Source organism: Helicobacter suis HS1, from assembly GCF_026000295.1.
Taxonomy (GTDB): domain Bacteria; phylum Campylobacterota; class Campylobacteria; order Campylobacterales; family Helicobacteraceae; genus Helicobacter; species Helicobacter suis.
In genome coordinates this window covers 370,574-382,407 of sequence record NZ_AP026769.1, presented here as the reverse complement: position 1 = coordinate 382,407, position 11,834 = coordinate 370,574, and the positions used below count along the sequence as shown (strand labels likewise).

The 11,834-nt window shown below is 40.9% G+C and carries 14 protein-coding genes, 1 tRNA gene and 1 pseudogene; 3 read left to right on the top strand and 13 right to left on the bottom strand.

Annotated features, from left to right (window positions below):
- Nucleotides 1–83: 83 nt before the first annotated feature.
- The 3 genes and pseudogenes from OO773_RS02160 to OO773_RS09935 form a co-directional block, all read left to right on the top strand.
- Entirely contained in the window at nt 84–998 is a 915-nt protein-coding gene (locus OO773_RS02160; protein ID WP_143440963.1) for a hypothetical protein, read from the top strand.
- Nucleotides 941–1,354 carry a hypothetical protein gene (locus tag OO773_RS02155; protein ID WP_034376478.1) on the top strand — a complete coding sequence of 138 codons (414 nt, stop codon included), beginning with the start codon at nt 941–943 and terminating at the stop codon, nt 1,352–1,354. The genes OO773_RS02160 and OO773_RS02155 overlap by 58 nt, the downstream gene beginning before the upstream one ends.
- 417 nt (nt 1,355–1,771) lie before the next feature.
- A pseudogene (locus OO773_RS09935) lies at nt 1,772–2,325 on the top strand (arginine decarboxylase); the annotation flags it as partial.
- A gap of 110 nt (nt 2,326–2,435) precedes the next feature.
- Here the strand turns inward: OO773_RS09935 and OO773_RS02140 are convergent.
- The 13 genes from OO773_RS02140 to panD all read right to left on the bottom strand — a co-directional run bounded on the left by OO773_RS02140 (nt 2,436) and on the right by panD (nt 11,828).
- Nucleotides 2,436–2,510, bottom strand: a tRNA-Asn gene (locus OO773_RS02140).
- A 42-nt stretch (nt 2,511–2,552) separates the two neighbouring features.
- Nucleotides 2,553–3,686, bottom strand: a complete 1,134-nt coding sequence (locus OO773_RS02135; RefSeq protein ID WP_040499077.1) for an NAD(P)/FAD-dependent oxidoreductase — start codon at nt 3,684–3,686, stop codon at nt 2,553–2,555.
- Nucleotides 3,680–4,867, bottom strand: a complete 1,188-nt coding sequence (locus tag OO773_RS02130) for a zinc-binding dehydrogenase (RefSeq protein ID WP_269150096.1) — start codon at nt 4,865–4,867, stop codon at nt 3,680–3,682. The genes OO773_RS02135 and OO773_RS02130 overlap by 7 nt, the downstream gene beginning before the upstream one ends.
- A complete protein-coding gene (locus OO773_RS02125; protein WP_034376470.1) occupies nt 4,852–5,160 on the bottom strand; it encodes a hypothetical protein in 309 nt (102 codons plus the stop codon). Before OO773_RS02125 ends, OO773_RS02130 begins: the two co-directional genes overlap by 16 nt.
- Nucleotides 5,150–6,463: a DHH family phosphoesterase gene (locus tag OO773_RS02120; RefSeq protein ID WP_231102854.1), complete on the bottom strand. Its 1,314-nt coding sequence runs from the start codon at nt 6,461–6,463 to the stop codon at nt 5,150–5,152. The genes OO773_RS02125 and OO773_RS02120 overlap by 11 nt, the downstream gene beginning before the upstream one ends.
- Nucleotides 6,463–7,203, bottom strand: coding sequence for a 7-carboxy-7-deazaguanine synthase QueE (locus OO773_RS02115; RefSeq protein WP_006563969.1), 741 nt, complete (start codon nt 7,201–7,203; stop codon nt 6,463–6,465). Before OO773_RS02115 ends, OO773_RS02120 begins: the two co-directional genes overlap by 1 nt.
- The gene (locus tag OO773_RS02110) at nt 7,185–7,820 is read right to left on the bottom strand and encodes a 6-pyruvoyl trahydropterin synthase family protein (RefSeq protein WP_040499076.1); all 636 of its coding nucleotides are present in this window, start codon (nt 7,818–7,820) and stop codon (nt 7,185–7,187) included. Before OO773_RS02110 ends, OO773_RS02115 begins: the two co-directional genes overlap by 19 nt.
- Complete coding sequence (locus OO773_RS02105; RefSeq protein WP_006563967.1) at nt 7,820–8,479, bottom strand: hypothetical protein; 660 nt, start codon at nt 8,477–8,479, stop codon at nt 7,820–7,822. The genes OO773_RS02110 and OO773_RS02105 overlap by 1 nt, the downstream gene beginning before the upstream one ends.
- Nucleotides 8,480–8,525: 46 nt before the next feature.
- Nucleotides 8,526–9,299 carry a 5'/3'-nucleotidase SurE gene (gene surE / locus OO773_RS02100; RefSeq protein WP_006563966.1) on the bottom strand — a complete coding sequence of 258 codons (774 nt, stop codon included), beginning with the start codon at nt 9,297–9,299 and terminating at the stop codon, nt 8,526–8,528.
- Nucleotides 9,296–10,186, bottom strand: coding sequence for a polyprenyl synthetase family protein (locus OO773_RS02095; protein WP_006563965.1), 891 nt, complete (start codon nt 10,184–10,186; stop codon nt 9,296–9,298). Before OO773_RS02095 ends, surE begins: the two co-directional genes overlap by 4 nt.
- Entirely contained in the window at nt 10,173–11,189 is a 1,017-nt protein-coding gene (locus OO773_RS02090) for a DUF7488 domain-containing protein (RefSeq protein ID WP_040499075.1), read from the bottom strand. The genes OO773_RS02095 and OO773_RS02090 overlap by 14 nt, the downstream gene beginning before the upstream one ends.
- Entirely contained in the window at nt 11,179–11,481 is a 303-nt protein-coding gene (locus tag OO773_RS02085; protein WP_006563963.1) for a YbaB/EbfC family nucleoid-associated protein, read from the bottom strand. Before OO773_RS02085 ends, OO773_RS02090 begins: the two co-directional genes overlap by 11 nt.
- Nucleotides 11,475–11,828 (bottom strand): aspartate 1-decarboxylase, encoded by a 354-nt coding sequence (panD, locus tag OO773_RS02080; RefSeq protein WP_176485163.1) that lies wholly within the window; start codon nt 11,826–11,828, stop codon nt 11,475–11,477. The genes OO773_RS02085 and panD overlap by 7 nt, the downstream gene beginning before the upstream one ends.
- Nucleotides 11,829–11,834: the final 6 nt, after the last annotated feature.

The window sequence follows — 11,834 nt, the reverse complement described above, 5'->3', positions numbered from 1 at the left end:
TCCGACACTTCCTGCCGTAGATACGAATGTATGGGGACATTATACCACAAATTAGTGGCATTCATCCCACCCGCTAAAGACGAGTGGGATTTCTGCCAAAGAGTTTTAAATGCAAAGTGGAGCTAGAATACCGCTATGAAGATGAAACCCCCTACGATATCCGCTTTATCTCTATAAAAAATCCTGACCTTAGCATCACCGCTGAGATTAAAGAAAAATGCTTTAACAAAGAGGTATATCCCAAGTTCCCTCAAACGCAACAGCTAGAAGAGTGGTTGGTTAAAAAGGCCACCAATTTTCTTAAATATGAGTTAGTACATGTGCCACAAAAGAGGGGGGTAAATAGGACAGGCGATTGCTACATAGACTTAAGATGCCCCTCACATAATCCTTCTGAAGTCCGTCTTTGGTATGGTTTTAAACAAGGTGGACGAATAGAATATTTTCCCCAATGTAATGCGGAAATGTTAGAGCCAAGCACCTCTCTAATGGCTCAGGTCAAAATCACAAAAAACAATAATGCCGTAGTCGCAGAACACACCACTAAAGAGGGACAACGCATCCACCACATAGAAACTTTTGAAAATTACTTTAAAAAATTAGGAGATAGTTTGTCATCTATTTTTAAAAACAAACGCCCATTAGATCAGGTTCCTAAAGAATTGCAAGAACTAATCTGTCTCCATGTACTCTTAGATAAACCTCAGTCAAATGTACCCAAAAAAGAATGGATAAAATGCGTTGCTCCCCTAGGGCATTTACTAAGCTCTGAAAAACAAGATTCACTCACCCCTTACGTTAAAGAAGTTTTTAACACTAAGAATCATAACTTTAAATTCTTAGGCTACTACCTAGCCAGCACGCAATCACAGGAGATTTTAGAATATACATTGAGTTTAGAACCATCATACTTGCAAACATTTGTAATACAAGTAGCCCTATGGCATGTGGAGGATTTTTACAAACTCTTAAAACAAGAATTTGTCAAAAGCTTTTAGAGGATACTTTAAAAGACATGGAACAGAGATTTAAGAAACTAAAAAGTGGAGATGATGAAAGCCTAAATCATTTAGGCAATTCTTTAATTGCTCTTCTAGGTCTTTTACGCACTGTAAGATTGAATGGTTACAATTTGCTCATGCCACAAGATAAATTGACAGAAGATTTTGTCAATCTCGTTGATGACATTGCCCACTATTGTCTAGATAATGGACTAGAAATTAAGTGTGGGTACAAATTAGATTTAAGTAATTTGGGGATTAGTCTCCAATCACAAGAAAGTATAAAAATTTGCCACATCGCGCATTTATTTTTAAACAACGATGAAAAGATTGCCAAACTCAGTATTGGTTAAAAAAGACCTTATACGCTCCAAACCGCCAAATTTCTACGACTGAAAACTTCATCAAAAATTCCAAAAAGGCATGAAGGAGATAGACATAAAGAGTGATTACATTAAAAAGGATATTTCCTAATTTTTCCTCAAGTGTGTTCAATGGTAGCGTAGATAGCTATGTGAATCCTTAAAATTCTATGCAGTTCACAAAATAAAATTATTCTGATTAATAGCGGTAATTCTACCCCATTACCCACTGCGCCATAAAACCCCTAGCTTTAGCTAAGCGATTGAAGCACCATGCTAAATGTTTTGTGCTATAACCGCCAGAGTAAGGGCTTCACTTTTGGAGGAGAAACTGGTAGACTGCTTGACATGCGGGTTTTAATAATCCCGTCAATCCCCTAGCCTTCTATGGGGAGTATGTCAATGCCACGCTTTCCACATCTTATTAGCAAGCAGATGAGCAAGCTTTTTAATGTGTTTTCTCAGGCGATCGAACAATACCACTATTGGGGCGTTCAAGGCGCTTTTCTCTCTCAAGGTAAAACATGCCCTATTTTACGCTCTCCTTAGTGGATATTTCTAAGTAGTTTAAGGGGTGCTATGGTTTAGAGGCAGGTAGCAAAGGCCGAGACCATTTTAGCGATGATCTATATCCAAGAGGGAGCGCCTATTACAGTTAATGGCTTTCAAGATCGCGAGATGATCGAGCTGGACTTTATCGCTACTGGTATGGGCGCGGACATCACTCTAACCATTGAGGGGCTCAATGAGCTTAAGACTATCTTAGAGGTAGGCGGGACCGGGAGCAGTAAACTCTGCCCCAAAACTGGTATTTGGGTGCGCTTACACAGCTTAGGAGTGGGGATGTGGACTAAGGGTGGGCATTCACGCTAAATTTGGCCTAGCGCACAGAGCCTTTAGAGGCCATGCGCTTGCTAGAAGATCATGGCCTCACTGCACAACTATACATGATTCATTTTCATAAAATTTAGGTCTTTCCTCAAGTGGTTTTTTGAGTGGGATTTAAACTCTGCTGAAATCTTGATAAATTTATCAACTAAAAGCCACAGAGTTTAGATTTTGCTTTTAGCAGTGGCTCCAGATGTAGGATTCGAACCTACGACCAAGCGGTTAACAGCCGCCTACTCTACCGCTGAGCTAATCTGGAACAAAAACCTCACTATAGCATTTTTAAAGAATCTTGTCAAGCCTAAGAATTAGATCGCAAAAGGCATTTCCAACGCCATTCTATGTATTTTTTTAACCATAGACTCAGCTTACCACAAAGATCAACGCCACCAATACTACCAATGGCATAGCCCATACCAATGGAACAAATGCTCCCTTTGGGTTTAAAAATAAAGGGTTGTTTAGGCTGTTGTTTGGCGATTATATGGATAAATTGTTTCCCTAAATAAGTCCCCATTTGGCTGGCTAGTTGGGCTGTTGGAGCATAGGGCCTATTGGTTTTGTCTTTAAAAAGGGCACAATCGCCCAGTACAAAAATCTCTCGATTCTCTAATCCTAAAGGCTGTAAAAAGCTATTTACTTCCACCCTACTGCGCACACTCTTAAAAAGAGAGGATTTTTCTATCACCGGGTTTCCCCGCACCCCACAAGTCCAAATAATAAAATCTGCTTTGATTTCTTTCTTTATATGGTTTTGCTCCACAACCACGCAATCATGCTGGCATTCTAAAATCTTAGCCCCCACTTCTAACTCTACGCCTAAATGCTGTAAATAAGCCACTCCCTTTTGCACTAGCTTAGCTTTAAACATAGGTAAAACACCGGGTAAAGCCTCTATACAAGTGAGCTTAAAAGCTTTAGAACCGCATAGATTAGGGAGCGTATCGCTTAGTGCACCTAAGAGTTCTATGCCGCTAAACCCCCCCCCACACACCACCAAAGAAAAAGGGCGCGCTTGATCAAAAGTTTTAATCGCTTGGAGCAAAGCTTGGTGTGTGGCCTGTGCACCTGCAAAGTTAACTAGACTGTGTGCGTGTGTTTCTACACCCGGTATTTTAAAACTATCGCTATGAAAACCTAGCCCAACAACCAGTTTATCATAGGCATAACTAGCGCGCTCTCCTAGCACTTTTCCCTCTTGGATTTCTAGTACACAATCTTGGATAAACTCCACCTCAGGGGGGAGAATGGCGCTAAGTTCTAAAGTATATTGCCCCTTAATCCCTGCTAGCACTTCATGTAAAAGCACGCTAAAATAATGCTGGGAGCTTTGAGAAATAAGCGTAAAATGACAAGTCTTTAAAAGCCTCTTGGGCAAAGCCTTAATAAATGCCAGCGATGCATATCCCGCACCTAAAACAAGTACCTTTACCATTTAAGACTAACAACAGGTTTAATAAAATTTTCTGGTTTATCTTTCATCCATGCTAAAGACTGAGCGATGGCTTCAAATGTACCTTCTAATCTATGCGTGATAATGGGCTTGACATCTAATTTTTGCGTTTGTAAGAGCCGTGCGAGTTTTTCCATGCGATGACGCCCTCCCGGGGTTAAACCGCCCTTAATAGTTTTGTGCCCCATGCCCACATTCCAATCTAGGCGTGAGAGGCGCAAATAATCCCCACTTCCAAAGTAATTCACATTAGAGATAATCCCTCCATTTACCACACACGCACACGCATCGCTTAAAATATCCACCCCTCCCCCTGCAATTAAAACTTTATCTGCCCCTACACCTTTTGTGATCTCTAAAATTTGCTCTTGCATGGGGGCTTTTGTAAAGTCAATGTAATGGGTTGCGCCATAATGTTTATGCGCCACTTCATAGCGAAAAGGTACGCAATCTATTGCATAAATTTCACTCGCTCCCATTAAATTAGCCCCCGCTAGTGCCATTAACCCTACTGGACCCAGTCCAATTACAGCTACTCTCTCTCCGGGCATAATCTTTGCCTCTTCAGCGCAGTGAAAGCCTGTAGTTACCATATCGCTTAACATCACCGCCTCAGTAGCCTCTACCCCCTCTGGCAAATGCCCTAAATTCCCATCTGCATCGTTAATATGAATCTTTTCAGCAAACACGCCATCTTTAAAATTAGAAAACTTCCACCCTGAAAGCGCAGCTTCTCCATGTTGGGCATAGCCTCTTTGAGACCCTAAGGCACTCCAATTAGGCGTAATGGCTGGGATAATCACTTTATCGCCCTCTTTAAAATCTCTAACTAAATGCCCCACTTCTAACACTTCACCCACACCCTCATGCCCTAAAAACATGTTATGGCGCTCCCCAATGCCTCCTTCATAACAGGTGTGTAAATCTGAAGTACAGGGAGCAACTGCAATAGGGCGCACCAGCGCATCTAAAGGGCCACATTCTAATTTTTTGCGCTCTGGCATCACCGTTTCTAAGTATTCTTTTTCAATAATATCTACTTTTCCAATACCAAGCATAGCAAAACCCTTAATCATAAAAACCTCCCGCTTTAAACTAAACAAATTATAACGACTCATTGTAAACACGGCTAACCCCGTTTGTATGCTTAAAAACGCACACACTTTAATGCTTTTTCTAAAGTATCATACTCCCCAACTACACATAGTTCCTCCCCATTTTTTAAAGAAAGCTCTTTAGCATAAAACCACCACTTGCACAGCAAAACCCCGCTAGTATCCTCTAAAATAAAGCTAATGTGTTTTTGATCTTGGCCTAAATAGCGCCAGCTTTTTAACCTCGCACAGACTTCAAAAAGAGGTACAGGATTGCCCACCCCATAAGGTTCACCTTCCTGATAAAGAGCAAGAAATTCAGAATCTTCAAAAATGGCTAATTGAGGCACTTTAAAGAGCATCTAAACCTCCTAGATATTCTAAAGCCCTATTAAAATCTACATTGTTATTAAAAACCATCCCACAAGCCTGTTTATGCCCTCCTCCTAAAACTTCTATTCCCATTTCTTTAAAACGCGTAAAAAGTACGATCAAATCCCCTTCTTTAGCCCGTAAAGACACCTCTACACTTTCCCCCTGATAGCGCCAACATAGCGCAATACAAACCCCCTCATTTTCTAAAAGCTGGTTGGCTAAAACCCCTAAAACTCCGCGTGGGACTTCCCCACCCGTATAAATTAGCTTATTTTTTTGCGTGGTTTCTAGGCTTTTTTTAAGCGATTGGACGCAGATTTTACGCTTCTCATTGGCTTCTACTAGAAGCGCAGCATAAGCAGGGTTAGCCTGTTGTGTGGCTAGAAGATCTACAACCAAATTACAATGGCAAAATCCAGAAATCCCATCAAAGCGCCCTACTGCATTGATAAGAGGAATCACATCCCAAGCCAAAGTAGAAAGTTTGTAAGGGTTTTTATATTTCTGAGCTTGATAGATTGCCTGCAAGGAGGCGGGCATGTTGGTTTTAAGGGTTTTATCCATGCGTTTTAAGAGTTGGCGGTTATAAGGCGCGCTTACATCCATCATGTCGCCTATGGTAGAAATCCCTGCTAAAACCTGCATGTATTGGAGGTGATCTAGGCGCATTTTGATTTTATGTTGTTTGGCATAAGCAAGCATGAATAAATACCCCACACATGCCCCGCTGATGCCTTTAAAGGGGTGGTTATCGTTTAAAAGAGGGTGGATAAAGGCATCACATTTAGGGATACGATCTTCTAAAAAGTGGTGGTGATCGCTTAAAATAAGCCGTGTATTTCTAGCATGTAAAAAATCACAGACAGAGTCAGGGATTGTTGCGCCATTATCAATGGTGATAAAAAGGCTATTGTGTAGATTAAGGGCTATTCCTCCAATTGGTTGGCCATTTTTGTAATGCGTACGCACTAAACGGCGTTTGTTTTCATATTCCTCTAAAAGTTCTACACTCATGCCATAACAATCGGTGTTTCTTTGCGGGATAATGTAGTTAATATGCGGGTAGTGCAAAACTTCTTTAAAAAAGTAGAGTACTAAAGCCGTCCCACTCATCCCATCACAATCATAATCCCCCCCGATAATGATTTGTTTTTGCGCATTAAGCGCCTCGCGCAATAATTCTATAGCTTTTAACCCCTGCCCCATTTCTAAAACACTATCTAAGCTAAATTGGTGTTTGCCATCTTCTTGGCTAATGGTTTGAATATAAGCACGAAATGCTTCTAACATCAAACGCCCGGCTTATTGCCCCAAAGCAAGATGTGCAGGCGTTGGCTTAAGAGGTAACCGTGTTGTAAACACAAAGGGGCGAGGTCTTTTAAACCCTCTAGTATTTCTTGTGCCTGCACGCCTAAGGGCATCAGATAGATTAAAGGTGATTTTTTAAAGTGTAGGGGTTTTAGGAGCGCTTTAATTTGGGCAATACAAACCTCAAAAGGGGGTTTTACTACAAATTTAAACACGATCTCTTTAGCGTGGTTTAAAATATTTTGTAAAGGTTTAGAGTAATCTTTAAAAGTCTGTGCAAAGGCAAGTTTGGGGCTTAGCGTAAAATGCAAAGTATTTAAAGGCGCTTTAAACTCAAAAAACACGCTCCCATTGCTCTCTACCCAAATGGTGTGCCCTCTTGTGTGTAAAACCTGTAATGCTTCCAATAAAATGAGGTTATTAAAGTGTAGACTAGGTTCGCCACCGGTAAGTACAATATGGGGCAATGTAGAAGGGTAAATGAGAGGCTCTAAACGGGTTAAAAGTTCTTGAGCACTTTTAAGATAACTCCATTTAGCATTAGGATAAACCGCATAGGCGCTATCACAGCCCACTACTTCTTTTGAATCAATCATGCTTTTTACACCAAAACCCACACATTTAAAATTACAACCCCCTAAACGGATAAACACGCTAGGTTGGCCTACACAAGAGCCCTCGCCTTGCAGGCTATAAAAGGTTTCTACAAGTGGGAGGGGCATATTTGCTCCAAAGGAAGGGGGCTTGAAAAGGGTTTTTTAGACGATGGATTTGTCATATTTTTATGATAGGCTTTAAGCTGATCTAATAAATGTGGGTTAGCCATTTGCTCTAAAATCCCTTCTGAAAACTCTACACTTTCTAGGGAAATAAAACGCATTAAATGCGGATTTTCTAAATCCTCTTTAAAGCTTTGGGCATAGCCATAATCTGTTTCATGTACCCGCACTGAGCAAATGCACACGGCTTCATCATTATGTAATTCTGTGGCCTGTAAAAGTGCGTCTAAAAAGAAATGAAACATCAAGGCGTAGTTTTCTGCACTAGGATTAAAGCTAAGTTTAACATAACGCTTACTGATTTGCTTGATAGACTCTTGGAAGTCTAAGAGTTCTTGATCCCAAAAGTGGTGGGCGTGATCAAAGGCGTCAATAAAACTAGCGATTTCATTTTTAAAAATCCCAAAATCTAAGGCCATGCCCGCCCTATCAAGTTTATGCGCTTGTACAAAAACTTCTACTTGGTAATTGTGCCCATGGATGCTAGTAGCACAGCGCCTAGAGGTACAATTCCTCACAATATGGCTAGCACAAAAAGAAAAGAGTCGGCGGATTTGCATTAGCGCTTGTAACAGGGTTGGTAGAGGGGGAGTTTTTGGTAGTAGCGGTAGTGCTCAGAGCGGGTAAAATCAATACGCCAAATCGTATCTTGGATGAGGTCTTCATAAAGTCTATTATACCCGCAAGTGTTGCCGGTTACGCTCCCATCAATGTAAAGTACCCGTTTATTAAGGACATTATCCCACCAATCTAAAATAAAATGCGATCCCACTAACATTTTACTATAGGTAGAAAAACCATTGATCGCATAATAATCTGTGGGTACTTGGCTACAATAAAACTGGCCTTCATGCCAGTAACAGCGATCGGGTCTGGCGCGATCAATTAGGGTATAGTGGTAGGCATAAACAGGCAAAGCAGAAATATTGCGCACCACATGCACATAGATGATATTTTTAGCTCTACTAGGCGGGTATTCTTGCATGGAAAAAACATTATAAAACCCTATTGCTTGTAAATCATAGATGATAAGGGGTAGATAAAAGGAGCTAATCATATCCTGCGGACTATAGACCACAACTATAGGGGCGCTGACATTGAAAATATAGCCCCCCCGTATCTCTGAGAAATAGCCCATATTTAAGCGGTGGCAACCGGTAAAGCCAAGCAAGGGCAGTAACAATGATAAAAGGCGTAAAGCTGCTTTCATAACCCCCATTTTACTATAAGTTTTAGCATGTGTGCTAGGGTTATGGGTAAATGTATCAAATCCACCCCTCCAAAGTCTTTATATCTGCATAGCTAGTCATGTTAAGCGTGATAGGGGTAATGGAAACATAGTTTTGCTCAATGGCTTTAAAATCATTCAAGAGCACTTGATCGCGCTCTTCCCAGTATAAAGAATTAGGCCCTAACCAACAATATTGTCTGCCCTTTGGATCTTGTTTAGAATGGATATTATTTTTATAAAGCCGCATTCCTTTTTGGGTGATTTTAATTCCCTTGCACTCTGTGGGCTGTATGTAGGGGATATTCACATTGAGAAATTTACGCCCTTTAAAGGGAAAGCCTTGTGTGAGATAGAGGTGTAAAAGTTTACAAGCTATCTGTTTAGCTAGACTAAAGTCATGGGCTGCAAAATGTTTATAATCTTTGATGTACTGTGAAATCGCAATAGAGGGGATATTATGAATTGTACCCTCAATAGCCCCAGCTACTGTGCCTGAATAAAGTACATCTTCGCCCATGTTAGAGCCATGATTAATCCCTGAGATAACTAAATCAAAGGGGCGTTTACTCAAAAAGAGGGCTAAACAAACACAATCGCTAGGTGTGCCATCATCTACCCGGTAATACTGCGGCCCTATTTGTTCCATGCGCAAAGGTAACATAGTGGTGATTCCATGCCCGCAGGCAGACTTTTCATTTTTGGGAGCAACTACCATCACTTCTGCCACTTCTTCTAAGGCATCTTTTAATGCCAAAAGCCCCCTAGCTTCATACCCATCATCGTTGGTGAGTAAGACAAGAGGTTTCATGCTAAGCTCTCTAAAAGGGTTTGTAAATGCAAGGCTAACAAGGGTGGGAGAGTATTAAGGGTGGCTTTCAATTCTGTTTGTAAAGTTTTAAGATAATCTTGTGCCCCCTTAAGGCCTAATAAATTGACATAGTTATTTTTAAAAGTATCTAGTTGGGTGCTTTTACCCGATTCTTCAGGGCTTTTTGTGCGATCAATGATGTCATCGCGTACCTGAAAGAATAACCCAAGTTTAAGCCCAAAATTAAAAAGAGTGGTGGGTAAATTAGTAGGGGTGCGGGCATATTTCTTAGCAATAAGCGCGCCCATTTTAAGACTAGCGGCAATGAGTTTAGCCGTTTTTAGGGTGTGTAGAATTTCTAGTTGTTCTCTTAGAAGGGGTTTATGCTCAAAATAACAATCTATAGCCTGACCTAGCACCATGCCAAAAACCCCGCCACAATGGGCTAGAGTGCTAATTAAAGAGACTTTTAATGCATTTGGTAATCTCGCGCTAGAGAGGAGTTCAAAGGCATAGGTATTTAGCCCATCGCCTACTAAAGTTGCTACTGTTACACCATAGCTTACATGTAAAGTAGGGTGGTAGCGGCGTAAGGGTGCATTATCCATACAAGGTAAATCGTCATGGATAAGTGAATAGGTGTGTAAAACTTCTAAGGCTAGCGCTATGGGGAAGGCATTTTTAATCATCAGATGAGAACGCATAAAAGAACTAAGCACCGCTAAAAGTAATTTTGGTCTAAAACGCTTCCCCCCATTTAAAAGCATTTCCCAAAAGGCTTGTTCAAAAGTGGGGTGGAAACTCTTTAGTTTAGGTTTTGCATGTTTTAAATACACCTCAAAGTCTTGGCAAAGGTTTTCATAAGCGCGTAATTTAGAGGCGGACATAGAATTCAAAACCCTTTCTTAGAATCAACATTTCAATCCGCCCTTGCATGTAGGCATGGCTAAAAGCTTGGCGCAAAGCGCGTAGTTTTTGGGTGAAATTAGCGCTAGAGGAGGCAATGGGCTTGCGGTTAATCCAAAGGATTTGATCGCCAAGGTGTAAATTTCTAAGAGCTTGTGGTCTGTTTTTGTGTAGAGCCGTGATCACAAAATGCTCGTTGATTTTAACAAAACGCTCTAAAAAACTATCGGGGAGTAAAAAACCCCCATAGCGCTTATCTACCCGTACGGTTAGGGTTTGTAATTGCCCCCTGCGGCGAATTTGGACACTAATTACCCGTTTAAAAGGGAGATTACTCACTAGCCATTCAAAATGGCCGGTACTAGTGATAGACTGGTTGTTAATTTTTATGATCACATCTTTTTCTAAAAAAGGATTATTAGTAAAAAAAGGATCCACACTCTCCACCATAACCCCTCCTTGCTCTTTTACCCGCACGCCAATATCTCCATAATAAGGGCTATTTTGGGATAAAAAGCGTTTGATATAGCCACTCTCTATAAAGGCGTTTTCTCTATTCCCCACCCCTATTCCATAAATTTGATAGCAGATATTACTCACCACAGCATTAGCTGGCATGGGAGCAGAAAATCTAGCATAAGTTAAAAAACCCCGTTGGCGCGCTAGGATACTCCCGGGTCTTGCGTCATGGCTTCCTATACTGGCCAGTGGGTGTTTATAAGCTTGCTCATTAATATCTAAGAGGCTGTAGGCAAATTTAGTAGGGGGGGCTTTAATGAGATAAAAACCAACAAAAGGATCGGCTTTAAGAATTTTAACCCCTTTGGGTACACTGCCATGTACAAAGGCCACTTGTTTTCCCTCCCAGAATAAAGATATACTACCCGGACGGCTAGCTAGTTTATAGTATTCTTGGCAATGAGAAAAATTATAGGCATAAAGAGAACTAGCCCATAGGAGTAAAAAAAAATACTTACTTAGCAAAGGGGTTTAAACCACCTAGCATACCAAGAGTTGCGTTTTTGCGCCCCTCTTCCATATTTTTATACGCCTCATTAATCGCACTCATTAGATAAATCTGCAAGGCTTCTTTATCCTCTAATAGACTATCATCAATCTGAATATCTAATAATTCACCCGCTCCATTAAGTTTAATTTTTACAAGCCCTCCCCCACTTTTGGCGCTAAATTCTGTATTTTTATTCTTCTCCTCCATGTCTTTAATCTGTTCTTGTAAACTAGAGAGAAGTCCGCCAAACTGGCTAAAATCTAACATGAATCTTCCTTAGGGATATTGTTAGCCCCGAGAAACACAATATGGGGCTTGTGGGTGTTAAGGCGTTCAAAAGGGATAGAAATATAGGCGATGATAATCACTAAATCCTCTATCTGAACCAAACGGCTAGCCGCTCCATTGATACAAACTTCATAATCCTTTTCCCCCACAATCACATAGGTACTAAAGCGCATCCCATTATTGACATTAAGTACATCTACTTTCATCCAAGGGGCTAATTTAGCTAACTCCACTAAGCGCTTACCAATGGTGATTGATCCTTGATAATTGAGATTAGCATCTGTAACCACAGCGCGGTGGATCTTGCTATACAAAACTTCTACCATCCCTTT